Annotated in this window: 19 protein-coding genes and 1 tRNA gene; 11 read left to right on the forward strand and 9 right to left on the reverse strand. The window is 44.2% G+C overall.

Going from position 1 to position 15,854, the window contains the following annotated elements; translation table 11 throughout:
- The first annotated feature begins 30 nt into the window (after positions 1-30).
- A complete protein-coding gene (gene pdxH / locus FEN17_RS04360; protein WP_138364062.1) occupies positions 31-672 on the forward strand; it encodes a pyridoxamine 5'-phosphate oxidase in 642 nt (213 codons plus the stop codon).
- Positions 673-719: 47 nt separating this feature from the next.
- Here pdxH and FEN17_RS04365 read toward each other — a convergent pair whose 3' ends face one another.
- The 7 genes from FEN17_RS04365 to FEN17_RS04395 form a co-directional block, all read right to left on the reverse strand.
- The gene (locus FEN17_RS04365) at positions 720-2,003 is read right to left on the reverse strand and encodes a citrate synthase (RefSeq protein ID WP_138364063.1); all 1,284 of its coding nucleotides are present in this window, start codon (positions 2,001-2,003) and stop codon (positions 720-722) included.
- 310 nt (positions 2,004-2,313) lie between these two features.
- Positions 2,314-2,772 (reverse strand): hypothetical protein, encoded by a 459-nt coding sequence (locus FEN17_RS04370; RefSeq protein WP_138364064.1) that lies wholly within the window; start codon positions 2,770-2,772, stop codon positions 2,314-2,316.
- A gap of 48 nt (positions 2,773-2,820) precedes the next feature.
- A complete protein-coding gene (miaA, locus tag FEN17_RS04375) occupies positions 2,821-3,771 on the reverse strand; it encodes a tRNA (adenosine(37)-N6)-dimethylallyltransferase MiaA (RefSeq protein WP_138364065.1) in 951 nt (316 codons plus the stop codon).
- A gap of 2 nt (positions 3,772-3,773) precedes the next feature.
- Positions 3,774-4,646, reverse strand: a complete 873-nt coding sequence (locus FEN17_RS04380) for a PDDEXK family nuclease (protein ID WP_138364066.1) — start codon at positions 4,644-4,646, stop codon at positions 3,774-3,776.
- A gap of 99 nt (positions 4,647-4,745) precedes the next feature.
- Complete coding sequence (locus FEN17_RS04385; RefSeq protein WP_138364067.1) at positions 4,746-5,351, reverse strand: outer membrane beta-barrel protein; 606 nt, start codon at positions 5,349-5,351, stop codon at positions 4,746-4,748.
- Between the two features lie 158 nt (positions 5,352-5,509).
- Complete coding sequence (locus FEN17_RS04390) at positions 5,510-6,355, reverse strand: methylated-DNA--[protein]-cysteine S-methyltransferase (RefSeq protein ID WP_138364068.1); 846 nt, start codon at positions 6,353-6,355, stop codon at positions 5,510-5,512.
- 417 nt (positions 6,356-6,772) lie between these two features.
- Positions 6,773-7,756 carry a Gfo/Idh/MocA family protein gene (locus tag FEN17_RS04395; protein ID WP_138364069.1) on the reverse strand — a complete coding sequence of 328 codons (984 nt, stop codon included), beginning with the start codon at positions 7,754-7,756 and terminating at the stop codon, positions 6,773-6,775.
- Between the two features lie 97 nt (positions 7,757-7,853).
- On the opposite strand from FEN17_RS04395, the gene FEN17_RS04400 reads away from it, so the two are divergent.
- The 4 genes from FEN17_RS04400 (at position 7,854) to FEN17_RS04415 (ending at position 10,647) form a co-directional block, all read left to right on the forward strand.
- Positions 7,854-8,075, forward strand: coding sequence for a VF530 family protein (locus FEN17_RS04400; protein ID WP_138364070.1), 222 nt, complete (start codon positions 7,854-7,856; stop codon positions 8,073-8,075).
- A 42-nt stretch (positions 8,076-8,117) separates the two neighbouring features.
- Positions 8,118-9,008, forward strand: coding sequence for a DnaJ C-terminal domain-containing protein (locus FEN17_RS04405; protein WP_138364071.1), 891 nt, complete (start codon positions 8,118-8,120; stop codon positions 9,006-9,008).
- A gap of 11 nt (positions 9,009-9,019) precedes the next feature.
- On the forward strand, positions 9,020-9,319 hold the full coding sequence (locus tag FEN17_RS04410) for a chaperone modulator CbpM (RefSeq protein WP_138364072.1): 300 nt from the start codon (positions 9,020-9,022) through the stop codon (positions 9,317-9,319).
- Between the two features lie 92 nt (positions 9,320-9,411).
- Positions 9,412-10,647: a DEAD/DEAH box helicase gene (locus FEN17_RS04415; RefSeq protein ID WP_138364073.1), complete on the forward strand. Its 1,236-nt coding sequence runs from the start codon at positions 9,412-9,414 to the stop codon at positions 10,645-10,647.
- Between the two features lie 52 nt (positions 10,648-10,699).
- On the opposite strand, the gene FEN17_RS04420 is transcribed toward FEN17_RS04415, so the two are convergent.
- A complete protein-coding gene (locus FEN17_RS04420; RefSeq protein ID WP_138364074.1) occupies positions 10,700-11,164 on the reverse strand; it encodes a CHRD domain-containing protein in 465 nt (154 codons plus the stop codon).
- A 78-nt stretch (positions 11,165-11,242) separates the two neighbouring features.
- Positions 11,243-11,809: an SH3 domain-containing protein gene (locus FEN17_RS04425; RefSeq protein ID WP_229208686.1), complete on the reverse strand. Its 567-nt coding sequence runs from the start codon at positions 11,807-11,809 to the stop codon at positions 11,243-11,245.
- Positions 11,810-12,215: 406 nt separating this feature from the next.
- Here FEN17_RS04425 and FEN17_RS04430 point away from each other — a divergent pair.
- From FEN17_RS04430 to FEN17_RS04445, 6 genes are all read left to right on the forward strand, one after another.
- Positions 12,216-12,288 (forward strand) — tRNA-Lys (locus tag FEN17_RS04430).
- Between the two features lie 255 nt (positions 12,289-12,543).
- Entirely contained in the window at positions 12,544-12,822 is a 279-nt protein-coding gene (locus FEN17_RS27620; protein ID WP_229208687.1) for an Arm DNA-binding domain-containing protein, read from the forward strand.
- Positions 12,823-12,835: 13 nt separating this feature from the next.
- A complete protein-coding gene (locus tag FEN17_RS27625) occupies positions 12,836-13,120 on the forward strand; it encodes a phage integrase SAM-like domain-containing protein (RefSeq protein WP_229208688.1) in 285 nt (94 codons plus the stop codon).
- A gap of 268 nt (positions 13,121-13,388) precedes the next feature.
- Positions 13,389-13,739, forward strand: coding sequence for a site-specific integrase (locus FEN17_RS27630; protein WP_229208689.1), 351 nt, complete (start codon positions 13,389-13,391; stop codon positions 13,737-13,739).
- Positions 13,740-14,262: 523 nt separating this feature from the next.
- Positions 14,263-15,081: a hypothetical protein gene (locus FEN17_RS04440; protein WP_205748098.1), complete on the forward strand. Its 819-nt coding sequence runs from the start codon at positions 14,263-14,265 to the stop codon at positions 15,079-15,081.
- A 125-nt stretch (positions 15,082-15,206) separates the two neighbouring features.
- Complete coding sequence (locus FEN17_RS04445; RefSeq protein ID WP_138364076.1) at positions 15,207-15,851, forward strand: ATP-binding cassette domain-containing protein; 645 nt, start codon at positions 15,207-15,209, stop codon at positions 15,849-15,851.
- The last annotated feature ends 3 nt before the right edge of the window (positions 15,852-15,854 follow it).

Below are 15,854 nucleotides of genomic sequence, written 5' to 3' on the forward strand. Positions count from 1 at the left end.
AAATCCTAACATTGAACATATTCGCACCGGATGGACCATAATATTGCAAAAATACGTCACGACTATCAGCTCAAAGGACTACATGAAGATGATCTGAATGCTGATCCCCTGATACAGTTTAAGTTATGGTTTGACGAAGTGGTTAAATCCGGTATTTCCGAGTTAAATGCGATGCTATTGAGCACTGTTTCCGCGTCACGTCCTTCTGCCAGGATCGTACTTTTGAAAGACCTAGATCAGCGCGGATTTTCCTTTTTTACCAATTACGAAAGTAAGAAGGGAGCGGAAATGGCAGCCAACCCGCAAGTGGCGCTGACATTCTTCTGGAAGGAGTTTGAAAGACAAGTGCGAGTCGAAGGATTGGTAGAAAAAGTATCGCCGGAAGAATCCAGCGAATATTTTGCGGTGAGACCAAGAGGCAGTCAGATCGGCGCATGGGCTTCTGCGCAGAGCGAGCACATTCCAAATCGTGCATTTTTGGAAAACAAAACGAGAGAACTGGAACAGAAATTCGAAGGCCAGGAAGTACCCAGGCCGCCGCATTGGGGAGGTTACCGGGTGATACCGGATTACATGGAGTTCTGGCAGGGCCGGCCGAGCCGGTTACATGACCGGCTGGCATACTCAAAACAGGCAGACGGAAGCTGGAAAATTGAAAGGTTATCACCATAAATAGAAAAAGCCGGACAAGCCGGCTTTTTCTCGTTTGTAACTATTTTTTAACGATCACTCATCGCAACAAAGTCGCGTTTGGGAGCACCTACATAAATCTGACGCGGACGGCCGATCGGCTCTTTATTCGCACGCATTTCTTTCCACTGCGCGATCCATCCTGGCAGACGGCCAATCGCGAACATTACTGTAAACATATTGGTAGGAATGCCCAGCGCGCGGTAAATGATACCTGAGTAGAAATCCACATTCGGGTAAAGTTTGCGTTGCACGAAGTATTCGTCTTCCAAAGCCGCTTTTTCCAGTTTCTGCGCGATTTCCAAAACCGGGTCATTGATACCCAGCTTGTTAAGCACATCGTCAGCCGCTTTTTTAATGATACGCGCTCTTGGGTCAAAGTTTTTATAAACCCGGTGACCAAAACCGAACAGACGGAAACCGCTGGTTTTGTCTTTGGCCATGTTAATGTATTTCTGCGTATCTCCGCCGTCATTTTTGATGGCTTCCAGCATCTCGATCACTTCCTGGTTGGCGCCCCCGTGAAGCGGGCCCCACAATGCGCTGATACCGGAGGAAATCGAAGAGTAAATGTTGGCATGGGAAGAACCTACCAGTCTCACTGTCGAAGTCGAGCAGTTTTGCTCGTGATCAGCGTGGAGAATCAGCAGTTTGTTCAATGCTGCCGAAACCACCGGATCAACATTGTATTTCGCTACGGGTAGCGAAAACATCATATTCAGGAAGTTGGAGCAATAATCCAGGTCATTTTGCGGATAATTTACCGGGTGTCCCTGCGATTTTTTGTAAGACCAGGTTGCTATGGTTGGCAACTTGGAAAGCAGGCGAATGATATGCAGCTGCACAACTTCCTCCGTATTTGATTCCGCAGTTTCAGGATAAAAAGAGCTCATCGCGCTCACCAGCGAGGAAAGTACGCCCATCGGGTGCGCATTCACCGGAAACCCTTCAAAAATCTTGCGCATATCCTCATTTACAAGGGTATGCGTTCTGATTTCATGTTCAAAATCCGCGAATTGTTTCTCGGTTGGCAGCTCTCCGTAGATCAGCAAATAAGCAACTTCCAAGAAAGAAGCTTTTTCGGCCAGATCCTCAATCGAATAGCCCCTGTAATTCAGTATTCCTTCCTCACCGTCCAAAAAAGTGATCGCACTCTTTGTAGCACCGGTATTTTTGTAACCTGCATCAATCGTAATGTACCCCGTCTGGTCACGTAACTTGGCAATATCTATCGCTTTTTCTTGCTCACTTCCTTCTATTATAGGGAACTCGTACTTCTTACCATCAAGGGTTAATTCAGCTATTTCGGACATAGAAATTAAGAATAAAATTAAAAAGGTTAATGACAAGATATTGTAAATCAGGCCAATTCGAATCAAAGATTTTACGAACAACTGTTTTACTTATCCAACAAATTAATTTTGTGTTAAACCACCCGAGATTAACCATTTCCCAGGCCAACACAAGCCGCAATATCCTAAAAAATGCGTGTACTTTCTATTATAATCTGTGTTTTATTTGTGAAAATTCCGGCTTAAAACAATAATATTTCACAATATGAAGGAATAATGATAATATTCTACTGTTTAGGTAGATTGTTCAAAAAAAGCATTTTTCAACCACCTAAATCCGGGACTTTTCCGCACTTTCACCCAGCGCAACAGCCGTATTTTTATCCTCTTTTATCAAAATCCTCTTGAGAAAATAACGCGTATACAAACCCATCAAAATCACCGGCAGCAAATGTGCGCCATAGATAAAAGCTTTGCCCGTGATCCGGTACGAAAAACTCGAAAAAGTAATGTACACGTACATAAACCAGACGAGCGCCACAGCCGTCAGCGTGCCATAAATCCCGAGCGAAATCCGTCTGCTCAGAAACCGGTAGCTGCCTTCGCAGATTAGCAGGGAAACCGCTACCACCAGCGCCACGGTCACCAAAGCTCTCGGGAAATTTTGAATGTAGGAATGCTTATAAACCAATATTCCGATTTTCCCGATCAGATTCGGATGCGCCAGCAAATACGCGTCCGTTACACTTAATACCAGCAGCAGGATCAGGCTGGTCAACTTTCTGTTCATTGATACGACGTCATTTTTAACCTAATACACCTACTATATACCCGTCGTTTAGCTTTTAAATTCCCTGTAAGCCGAGATAATGTGCGTGATTTTTTGCTCCTCCGGCAACGCATCCGGCAGCCAGTGGATCGCCAGCCCATCTTTTTCCATTTTTCGGAAAAAGGTCATCTGACGTTTGGCAAAACGATGGATTTCAGTTTCCAGCCGGGTTTTCATTTCGTCAAAGCTGGTTTCTCCGGTCAGGTATTGCGTAATGTATTTATATTCAAGACCATAGTATATCAGCTGCTCCTTCGTCAGCCGGGTCAGCAGCGAGGCAACTTCTTCGATCAACCCATTTTCGAGCCGATCTTTCAACCTTTTGCTGATCCTTTCCCGCCGGACTTCTACGGCCGGGTTCAGTCCGAAAATGATCGCGTCGTAGTTTTTATCATTAGTATTAAATGCAAGTTCATTCTCAGGGTTTTCTGTCAAAAACTGGGCAATTTCAATCGCGCGGATCAAGCGTTTTCTGGTGGAAGTATCTGCAAATTCATGGTAGGCTGTATGCATCTGACCAAATTTTTCCAGCAGCATTTCGGATGATAATGTTTCCAGACTGGCCCTCAGGCTGTCATTGACCGGGACCGATGCAAATGCATGACCTTTTAACAAGGCATAAATGTAAAATCCGGTACCACCGCAAACGATGGGAATGTGACCGCGCGAAATGATCAGATCATACGCCTTTTGAAAATCATGCTGGAAATTGTTGACATTATACTGCGCGCCGGCATTCAGAATATCGATCAAATGATAAGGAATCGCTTGTCCCTCAACTTGATACTCCTCCAAATCTTTCCCGGTACCAATGTTCATATCGCGGTAAACCTGCCGGGAATCTGCGCTGATGATTTCGCCGCCGATCTGCGATGCAACTTTGGTAGCTAATCGGGTTTTTCCGGAAGCAGTAGGGCCGAGAATAATCAGCAAAGGCAGTTTGGATGGTTCTTTTTCCATATTCAATAACCGATGCGCTTTACGAATTTCAGGCTGCCCATATTGTAAACCAATGTTTCGTCAGCGTCTGAATGTTCTGGCTGAGCTAATGTTCTTTTCAATGTTGCGGGTTCCAGGCGGTAAGTTTCTGGTTCTCTTTTTCCTGTCAAGTGAAAACCCAACTTGGTGTAACTCGCGCCGTCCGACCAGTCCAGGTCCGCATAAGTCATGATGTCCCCTGGACTTTTTTCTTCGATAAATGCATGTAAAAGTTTATCCAGCCCGCCAACGACATTGGTATGCAACAAACTCGCAAAACGGATCAGCTCGTAAGATTTGTAAGGTAGAGTATCGCTTTGAAATACACGCGGACTACTAAACGTCGCGACGGCCACAAGTAGCTCGTCCGTGTGTTGATCATATTCAAAATATTCGCTTAAAATGCGGTAATACCGTTTTGGCAAGAATAAACCAAAGCGAATCCTGGAAGATACCGCGCCATTTAAATGATTGGCTTCCAAGAAGCTGTTTGTTAATTCTTTGTTAATTCTTCGCACCTGCGTAAGTCGCCCCGGAATTTTTTGTGACTTACCCAGCATGGCTAAAATGCGGGATTTGACAATGTCTCTTTTTGTAATCCAATAATCTTCCCAGATCACAATGCTCTTAACTCCTGATGTCCGGTTTGACTGCGTTTGTTGGAAATAAATGTTTAATTCTTCTAGCGTAACGTTTGGCGCAGAAATTTGGACGGTAACTATATCAAGCACGATTTTGGCATCAGCAACCACTTTTATCGTACTGATCTTTTCCCTTTCTCCCCACAAAAGATTACCAAATCCGCTCGCGGCCAGCCAGTCGCATACCTCGTCGGGGAAAGAATTTTTGCGCGTCAAAGTGATCACATTTTTGGCGGCAAGTTAGGTCGGGCGTAGTTTAGGAACAAAAAAACGCGCTTGTTCAGCGCGTTCTCTCCATGTTAGTTCAGGCAAAAATTATTTTCCTCCAAGCCCAAAAATCACTCCGACATTCACACCGCCGAATTTAGAAGTCGACTCAAAGTCAATGTTATTAGCGCTACCTGTGGTAGAATCGTGGTTTTTATTGCCAAATACAAAGTGGTAAATACCCTCTACCTGGATACCGATATTTCCAAAAGCGAAAACCAGACCGGCACGCGGCGCAGCACCGAAATTGCTATGTTTGGAAGATTCCAGGACTGTATTTCCATTAAACTTGGCGTCATATTTTGAAAAATAAACACCTGCATCACCACCCACGTATGGGCGGATTATGCCGTCTGCAAAATAATAATCGACGGTACCAGTCACGGGCATCAATGTTCCCTTGGTGCTCAATGTTTGTCCAGCCACGCGGTAATCGCTGCCGTCCGCATAAATTTTACCAGCTACACCGACCGCAAATTGCGAAGAAGTAAATACTCTTAAATTAACGCCGCCACCCGCTACCGTTTTAGAATCTTTCACGTCGGATTTCGCTATACCTCCCTGAAGCCCCAAAGAAAACTGGGCAAAACTTGCCGAACTCATCGTCGCAACTAATGCTACGACCGCCATCAAACGAAATACTGTTTTTTTCATGTCTGTACTAATGTTTTGGTAATGTTTTCGGCATCACCAATATTAGTCCATCCCGGGAATAATACATTCTGATTTTAATCTTTTTTGCTCATTATCAATACATTAACGCATTAGCTAATGATAATTGTGCTAAAACTGTTAGAAAGTTGTTGTGCAAATTATTCCTCACGTTGCTGTGCTGCCTCCCAGCCGATGAGCGCTTTTTTGCGGAGGCTGCCCCAGCGATATTCGCCCAAAACACCTTCTTTCCGGATCACGCGGTGACAGGGGATTAGGTACGCAATCGGATTATCACCCACCGCCGAGCCTACCGCCCGCACCGCTGCCGGGTTACCAATACTTTTGGCGATTTGCTGGTAAGTCGTCACGGCACCTTTTGGAATGTTGAGCAGCGCCTCCCATACTTTTACCTGGAAATTGGTCCCCTGAACAAGCAGCGGAAGTTTTTCCAGTGATTTTTTAGCCGGATTAAAGATGCGGTCAATGTAAGCAGCGGTCACGGACTGATCGGCGCTGATTTTGGCATAGTACCATTTTTTCGCTAACAAAATCAGTTGCTCGTCGCGCGAGGTATCGTCGATAAATGCCATAGCGCAAATGCCACGCTCGGTTACCGCGATAAAACAATCTCCAAAAGGCGTGTTATGGATGCCGTAACTAATGTCGAGCCCTTTTCCTGCGCTTTTGAACTCCTGCGGCGTCACGGCCTCGATGGCCGTAAAATGATCGTACACGCGGCTCTGGCTGGAAAGTCCGGCTTGCTCTGCCAGCTCTATCAGATTCGACGATTCCCGGATCTTTTCTTTCAGGTAACCCGCGGTAATGTATTGCAGGAATTTCTTAGGACTCACGCCCGCCCACTCAGTGAAAACCCTTTGAAAATGAAACTGGCTGATACTCACCTCGTCCGCAACATCCAGCAGAGACGGCTGGGTCTTTGCGTTGGCAACAATGTATTCGATTGCCCGGGCGATTTTTTCGTAATTATAAGTTTGCTGGTCCATTGGATGATTAATTTGATGAACAAATTTGGCCTATAATTTGAAGGTCGTCAACCTGAAACTTGCTCATAACTATGACCAGAAACTAAATCTTCCTGGGTAACAAAACCACTGACGAAAGAACAGATCCACTCGAAGATCATCAAGTCGAAAAAGCGGTTTGCGAAGTATAAAACCAACCGCGAGATATACTAACTAAAAGAGCTCCGGGTGGAGCTCTTTTTTTATCGGATCAGTAATCCTTTTTGCTGTCTTTTTTCGCCTTCTTGTCGGCGCGTTTTTCTTTCAGGGATTTTTCAGCTTCCTTTTTCGTGCTGCCTTTGTCCAGATTTTTACCTTTTGCCATGACTATCGGGTTTTGAGATTGGTGTTTTACAAATAAACTGAAATCGTATTGAAAACCGTATCCAGGTAAGTGAATTATTGTTTTTGCGTAATCCAGTCCATGATGTGACTGGCTCTTGCACCCGTTTCGCCGCTGCTCACGCACTTACCTTCGCCCCGCAATTCCTTCACGATCGAATCGATCAGCTGCTGCTGCACATGTTTGGGATACGGAATGTGAAAAACTTCTGTACCTTCGGCAGTCTCCACCTTAATATCAAATTTTTCAAAAAACGAAAAAGATATCCGGCCTTTTGACCCGACAATTTGCGCGCTGTCTTCGCGCTGCTCTTTATTAATGGTATAGCACCAGCTCCCTTTGCCTAATATACCCGATTCAAATTCGAAATTGGCGACCACAATGTCGTCGGCTTCATATAAACCGGCCTGGTTTCTTGCAAAGCCGGTTGCAGTTTTTATCGGTCCGAAAACATATTCCAGAAAATCAAATTGGTGGGAAGCAAGATCATGAAAATGTCCGCCGCCGGAAATTGCAGGATCGACACGCCAGCGCGGTTTCGGATTTTCGCCCACTTCTTCATCATAAGGCTGCCACTGCAAACAAATGTCCACAAACCGCACATCGCCGATCACCTTATTATCGATTAACGCCTTCACTTTCAGGAAGTAGTCGAGCGCGCGGCGGTAATACGCAACAAAAACCGGGATGCCAGTTCTTTTACTTTCCGCATTGATCCGGTCACATTCGGCGCCTGTCCTGGCCATCGGTTTTTCAATGTAAACCGGCTTACCGGCCGCCATCGCTTTAAAAGCCAGCTCTTCGTGGGCATCGGGCGGCGTGGCAATGTATATCGCATTGGTTTCAGGATCATTGATCAGCTCGTCGGCATTGGCGTACCACTTCGGGACACCGTGGCGGGAAGCGTAATCGGCAGCCAGTTCCGCGTCCCTGCGCATCACGGCAACAAGGCTCGAATTGTCCACCAGATTGAATGCAGGGCCACTTTTGACTTCGGTAACATTGCCGCAGCCAATGATTCCCCATTTGATTTGATCCATGATAAGCTTGTAAAATTTTGAACTAAACAATCTGCTTAATAATTATTTATTGCAGGAAATCTACTTTCTTCAACACGCAAACATTTTGAACGGCGATATGCAAACGCAACCCAATAATCCGTTGCACGGAAAGACACTCGAAGCCATTTTGACCGAACTGCTGGACTATTATGGCTGGGAACAAATGAGTTATCATGTTAATATCAATAGTTTTCAAAATGATCCCAGCATTAAATCGAGTCTCAAATTTTTGCGGAAAACGCCCTGGGCGCGACAGAAAGTAGAGGACCTTTACATTAAAATGCAGGAACGAAAATAGTAACCGTAAAATCACACTGATACATTAATCAAGTCGAACATTATGCCTTTTGTAGATTACTATCAGATACTGGGCCTGGATAAAAGCGCTGACGAAAAAGCGATTAAAAATGCTTACAGAAAACTGGCCAGGAAATACCACCCCGACCTCAATCCGAATGATAAGGAGGCCGAGAAAAAATTTCAGCAGCTGAACGAAGCAAACGAAGTTTTGAGCGATCCTGAAAAACGGAAAAAATACGACAAGTACGGCGAAAACTGGCAGCATAGCGAAGAATATGAAAGGGCCCGCCAGGCACGCGGTAGTGCCGGACAGCAGCAGGGACAATGGTATTCTGGCGGCGACGCCGGTGGTTTTTCAGATTTTTTCGAATCAATGTTTGGATCTTCAAGTGGCTTTGGCGGAGGCGGCAGTCGCCAGGCGCGTTTTCGTGGTCAGGATTACCAGGCCGAGGCAAACTTAACTTTACGTGATGCCTACGAAACACATAAGCAAACGTTGACAGTGAATGGTAAAAACATTCGCATCACGGTGCCTGCGGGGATTGAAAACGGACAGACGATCAAGATTGCGGGTCACGGTGGAAAAGGCTCAAACGGTGGTCCCGACGGTGATTTATTTCTGACATTCACGATTCAGCCCGACGAAAAATTCAGGAGATCGGGCAATGATCTGCATTATAAAGTGGACCTGGACTTATATACGGCCATTTTGGGCGGGGAGCTGGTGATCGAAACATTGAGTGGAAAAGTGAAACTTCCCATAAAGCCCGAAACGCAAAATGGCAGCATGGTAAGGCTGAAAGGAAAAGGTTTTCCGGTTTACAAAAAAGAAGGTCAGTTCGGCGACCTATATGTCACATTCGACATCAAAATCCCGACAAACCTGACCGACCGGCAAAAAGAATTGTTTACAGAATTATCTAAATCCTAATCCATGAAGCGATGGAAAATGATCAGTTGATAGCGGTTGAAACATTCTGCACTTACTATAATGTGGAATATTCTTTTGTCGAATCATTGCAGCATAATGATTTGATAGAAACAGTTTTTGTAAACGAAAGTCAGTTTATCCAGCTCCCGCAGCTTCAAAAAATAGAGCGTATGGTGCGGCTTCATCACGATCTGGACATTAACCCGGAAGGCCTCGGCGCCATCCATACCTTGCTCGATCGCATCGATTCGCTCGATCGGGAAATCGTTTTGCTTCGTAACAAACTCCGCTTCTACGAGGCGCCGCAGTAAGACGGGCCGCTTTTTCGGAAATAACGGATGTATCTTTGTTTTTTTAATGATGGCAAAACCGGCGGAATGTCGGTTAGCCAAACCAATTATTTATGAAATTCGAAGATTATCACATTGCCCCTGAAATAAAACGAGGCCTGGATTCCCTCGGCTTTAAACGCCCGACGGATATTCAGTTCAAAGCCATTCCCGCAATTTTAAAGGGTGAAGACGTGCTGGCAATCGCGCAAACGGGGACTGGAAAAACGGCTGCATTTGCGATCCCCGTCATTGATCAACTACATAAAAAGAAATCATCCAGCCGCTCAGAAGGCATCAAATGCCTGGTGATGGTCCCGACCCGCGAGCTCGCAATCCAGATCACCGAAGTTTTCAATAAGCTATCCGAACATACCCGCGTCAAGGCATTTGCGCTTTTTGGCGGTGTGGAGCAAGACCCGCAGATTGCACGGGTAGAAAAAGGAATCGATATACTGGTCTCGACGCCGGGAAGAATGTTTGACCTGGTAAGTCAGGGACACATTAATTTCAATAGAATTGAAGTATTGATCCTGGACGAAGCGGATCACATGCTGGACCTTGGTTTTATCAAAGACATCCAGGACTTGATCAAATTCCTTCCCAAAAACCGGCAGACGCTTTTTTTCTCAGCAACAATCAATGAGAAGATCAAGAAATTGGCTTATTCACTGGTCAGGAATGCGATCCGAATCCAGATCTCTCCAAAAAATCCGGTTGCGAAGAACATTAACCATTCCGTCGCATTTGTCTCGATGGATGATAAACGCTTTTTCCTGGAAAGGGTGATCAAGGAAAATCCGGACAGCAAGATCCTGGTTTTTGTCCGGACAAAAGTCAGGGCAGAGCGGGTTTTCAATGCGCTGGAAAGGATGGAAATCAAAAGCATTACCATTCACGGCGACAAAGAACAGGCCGACAGACTGATCGCGATGAATGAATTTAAAAAAGGCAATGTCAAAGTGCTGATCGCCACTGATGTAAGTGCCCGCGGCATTGATATTCCAAGTGTAGATTACGTAGTTAATTACGATCTGCCCGAACAACCAGAAAATTATGTCCACCGCGTTGGCCGGACAGGGCGAGGCACGCAGAAAGGTTTGGCCGTATCATTTTGCAGTCCAGAAGAAAAACCGGTGCTCGACGAAATCCAGACTTACCTCGACAAACCCATCGACGTACTGACGATCAGCCCAACCGACTACTCTCAAACGCTCGACTTTACGTCTGACACGAGCGATGATCTGAAAGCCCTGATGCAGGAAGTGGCGGATTTTGAAAGTATTAAAAGGAAAAAGAAGAAGAAATAAAACGGCTTGCAGAATATTCTGCAAGCCGTTTTTTTTGCGCCGATCGGGAATGTTATTCCTCAAACGGATCTGCCAGGATCTGGCCACGGATTTCACCGTAAATATTTACCGCGGTTGGAATGTTCACATACAGCAAACCTTCGATCAACATCGTTTGTTGTTCAAGGTTCAATTTCTGCGTGCCCTGAACCTGCGTTCCAGTAGGCATATCTGCCAGATTGAATAATATCGGACCTGCTTCCCAAGCCGGATTAGCGCTGTTGATGGTGACCGACGTAGGCGTAATATTCTGATAAGTAATGTTGTATTTCAGCTCCATGGTCGTTTTGTTGTATTCGAAAACCCCGGTGCCCTGTCCTGATGACGTTGCTTTTGGAATAGTCGGACCACTATTTATAACGGCCGAGAATTTCACAATGTCATCTTTGTGAGGACCTTCCTCTTTGCAGGAAGTGACAAAACCTAACATTAAAACCCCCGCGATCAATAGTAAAAAACTTTTCATTGGCTTCTTCATACAGCGTTTAATTTAAAAATTTGACCATTAAATATAGATTATAAACTTATACCCAGCAAAAATAATACCACCTTCCGGCTAAATATTCCAAAGGTCACTTTTGCGAATGTAAACGATTTTGTTGCCCCAGATCACACGGTTCCAGTGATCCACAGAGCCTACAATCGTGAGTTTGTGACCTTTACCAACCCGCTCCACTACCGAAGAGGAGGAGGAAGGTTCCTCGCGCAAAAATGTATTTTCGTTGACGATAATACAAGTCCGGTAGAGTGACGGAATGTTCAGTATCCCCAGCAACAGCAGCAAATACACGACGATGGATATCTTGTGAATTTGCAGGATCGGCTCCATGCGCCGCGCCTTCGTCACCATGATTACAACAATGTAGGTGCCCAAAGTTAGGAGCAATATTGGAATGTAATCGCCATATCTTCTATAAAAAATGATGAAGTAGTTGTAATCATCAAATTCATAGCCGGTTAAGTTTTGCTCTTGGGCAAGCTTATCCATTTTCTCAAAAAGCCGTCTGGACGGGTTTGTGAGGGCCAGTTTGCTAAGATAAAAGAGGCAATCCGTATAATTATTTGTCTTTTCAGAGAGGAATGCGAGTTTGAGCAGGAGGTTCGGGCTATTTTTTTCGCCCATGCTGAAATTTTTTTTATAGAGCGCCAGCGACTCGGGGTACTTTGATATAGCGAACAGAGAATCAGCCGTTTTTAGCTCCCGCTTATTAGCCGAAAAGGCGGGTTGAAAGCACAAAGCCAGCACAGACACGATCCAAGGCAACAGGTATTTCTTCCGCAAGGCTTGCATTATACTATTAAGAATTCTACTTTTGCATCGCAATTACGGAAAAGCCCCCGGTTAATCCAACAAATTGCCCTTTTCAAACCCGGTCACCGGAAATGAAATTGATTCCGTAGCTCAGCTGGTAGAGCAATCGCTTCGGCGAACCGACACCGCGCGGCGGACCGCTTTTAATGTATGGGTCCTGGGCGGACGGCCGCTGCCGTTCGAATCCCAGCTAGTAGGTGAAGATAGCAGCAAACAAGATTCCGTAGCTCAGCTGGTAGAGCAATACACTTTTAATGTATGGGTCCTGGGTTCGAATCCCAGCGGGATCACTTGAAGAAATAACAAAAAGGATCAGAAGCCTGCAAATCAACAGATTAGCAGGCCTTTTTGTTTGCCGTTTGTGCCAAAAGATTCAATTTTCTACAAATTTTTGGTGAGTAATTCGGTGAGTTCTCAGATCTGCAAATTTTACTCACCAGAATCGCTACAACTCATTGTTTAACAACCTGTTTACGACGTAAACATCTTGTGCTGATTAGGCTTGCAAGACTACTTTTGTTCAACCTTTTAACCTGAAAAAGGGTGTGAAAACAAAGACCAGTCTGCTTTTCTATTTGAAGAAGCCGAAGAATTATCAAAAAGGGCCTGTACCGATTTACCTGCGGATTACGGTTGAAAGTAAAAGAGCTGAGTTCATAACCGGGCGCGAATGTGAGCCCGGTCGGTGGAATGCGGTCGCGGGAAGGGTTACTGGTGCAAAGGAGGCTGTGAAGTCCGTCAATGTTTATCTCGGCAACTTAGAACAGCAACTATTGGATAACGGCAGAGACAATCAAAAACAAGTTTCTGAGCGTCGGTCCTAAAAAGCGGCTATTGATGGAGGTGATTGCCGATCACAATGAGCGGATGAAGGCTTTGGTGGGACAAGAATATGCTATCGGCACAATTAACCGCTACAAAGTGCTTGAACGTCATACACTGGCATTCTTGAAAGGTCACTTCAATACGAGCGATTTTGACATCGGCCGCATCGATTTCGCTTTCATCGCCGATTATGATTTCCACCTACGTTCCGTTCGCAAGATGGGCAATAATGCTGTAGTGAAGCACATGAGATGTTTCGCAAAATCGTCAACATCTGCCTGGGCAACAGCTGGATGAACCTTGATCCTTATTTGAACTTCAAAGGCAACTTTAAGAAGGTTGACAAAGCGATCCTTAGCCGCGCTGAACTTGACTAATGGCTAGCAAAGAATTCGCCAGTGACCGGCTCTCACAGGTGCGGGACACCTTTCTTCTTTGTTGTTTCACCGGCCTGGCCTACTCCGATGTCCAAAAGATCGAAAAAAGCCAGATAGCCCAAGGGATTGACGGTGAGCAGTAGATTTTCAGCGAGCGGACTAAAACAAATGTCAGGTCGCATATTCCGTTGCTTCCGGAGGCACTTCGAATCATCGACAGATACAAAGACCATCCGCTATATGAATCTCGCGGCCTCGTGTTGCCTGTGCCGAGTAATCAGAAGATGAATGACTATTTGAAAGAGATTGCTGTGATCTGCGGGATTAACAAAATTCTCACTTCACATGTAGCCAGGCATACGTTCGCCACGACTATAACTTTGCAGAATGGCGTTCCTATTGAAAGTGTTTCTAAAATGCTTGGGCATACGAACATTCGTACGACACAGATTTATGCGAAGATTCTGGATACAAAGGTCAGTGAAGATATGCAGGCTCTGAAAGGGCGGCTTTCCAAACGATCGGGCACGGAAGGTTAGTGCCGCACCTTCTCTCTCACGACCCCTACTATTTGTGAGAGGGGATCGCGAGAGAGAAGGTGAAAAAATTTAGCCAAATTTGCATTATTAACGTCTGCAAACATAATCGAACCATTGAGGTTCCGGCCCCTGCTTCTTTTCTTTTTCGACATAATTTGAAATCGCACGATATTGCCATAATCGAAACGAATGGAATGAATTTGGCGATACATGTACCTAAGCAAAAGAATTCTTGACTGCGTTTCTCGAGATTCTTGTTAAGAGAAAGAAGTTCTATATCTTACGACATGTCTTAAAAGGATATCTAAGGATCATCTATGAAACAAGTTGGTTTTAAAATAATTGTACTCAGACCTCACGAGGGCTGCAATACAAAATACTTTAAGTCATTACGGCCAGGAACTTTATATCGATTTATACAAGATTATGAATTTGACATGGCAAGTGGCGAGGAAAGTATCCTTTACAAGCAAACAATGCCTGACGGGTTTTCGGTGAAAGACCTTACATCAATATCTCAGCTGTGGTAAGAAAGAATGGCTCTGGTAAGAGCACACTGATGGAGCTGATCTACGTTGGATTTTATAATCTTTCTAGGTCCCTCAAGCTTTTAGAGAAACGTGATGAAAATGGCAACTACTTTCAATTTGAAAAGGATATGAAGTTTGATTTATATGTTTCAGTGGAGGGAATCAATTACAAGATACAATTTGACGATGTCATTCCTACTGTTTATGAGTTCGCCGAAAATGGCATTGGCTTCAAAAAGGCAATAAGGATAACTGGAAAAAGCCGTCTGACATACTTGTTTTATAACATCATCATCAATTACTCACAATACTCCATAAACTCAGAAGAAGTAGGACCTTGGGTAAACGCTATTTTTCATAAGAACGATGCATATCAAGTACCAATAGTTCTAAACCCATATCGAAAGAAAGGCATTATAGATATCAATAACGAGAGTTATCTAGTTCGCTCACGGATGATGGCTAATATCTTAGTCTATAATTATCAAAACAAGGATATAATACTGCGTCTTTTTAATTACCATGAAGCAGCTGAGTTCTCCTTTAACGTAGATTTATCGAAATTTCAACTCAAGCGTAATGGAGATGTAAATCTAGAATTTTTTAATTCATATGCCCACCGAGTATTTCCTACGCTCTTCAAAACCTTTTTCGACGATGAATCTTTTACTCCTTCAAGCACCCGTCTAGCCATTCTGACTCAGGAGTATATTCTCCAAAAAAAGAGAAATATTATTGTCAATTATCCTTACTATTTACAATTCCGATTTTTTATGGAAGAAAGTCAGAGTCTAGGCTTAAGAAATACGTAGATACATTAAAGGAGGATCGTAGCCATATTACGTATAAATTACGACAGGCCCTTAATTTTTTACGTTTTTCGGAATTACAGGAAGCTTGTAGCCAGTCGACTGTTTCTATCAACAAGCTAGCCAATGTGATCCAAGAAATTTTAAGTAGCCATAGAGGTTTGAATGTTATTGAAGCTATACCACCCTCTTTTTTATCCATGGACATTATTTTCAAGAATTCAAATCATACATTCAATACTTTAAACTCTGGCGAACGCCAAAAAGTCTACAGCACTTCGTCACTCTTATATCATTTGAATAATCTTGAATCAGCATATTCGACTAAACGAACCAGTGCCACCTACCACTCAAAAGAGCTTATTCGATACAAGTATGTTAATATTATTTTTGACGAAATAGAATTATACTATCACCCAGAATTTCAACGAAACTTTATCGAAGAGACGCTGGCATATATCTCTGCCTTAAAACTACAACATATAGAAGCAATCAATTTAATTTTTATAACACACTCACCGTTTATCTTGTCGGATATTCCTAAACAAGCAGTAATGTTCCTGGAAACGCATAATGGTCTAACTGAGCAAGTTGACCCAATCAGCAAAAATACATTTGCCGGGAACATACACGAGCTACTATCTACAAGTTTCTTTCTAACGCCGGAAAAAGCAGCCCGAATTTTTTTCTGGTCAACAGTGAGGATTCACTTATTTCACTCGACCAATTTAAAGGAAAGTAGTATACTTGAGTTTCTGGTTTGTTGGTTGTAAGGG

Origin of the sequence: Dyadobacter luticola (assembly GCF_005860805.1) — a bacterium.
Classification (GTDB): Bacteria; Bacteroidota; Bacteroidia; order Cytophagales; family Spirosomataceae; genus Dyadobacter; species Dyadobacter luticola.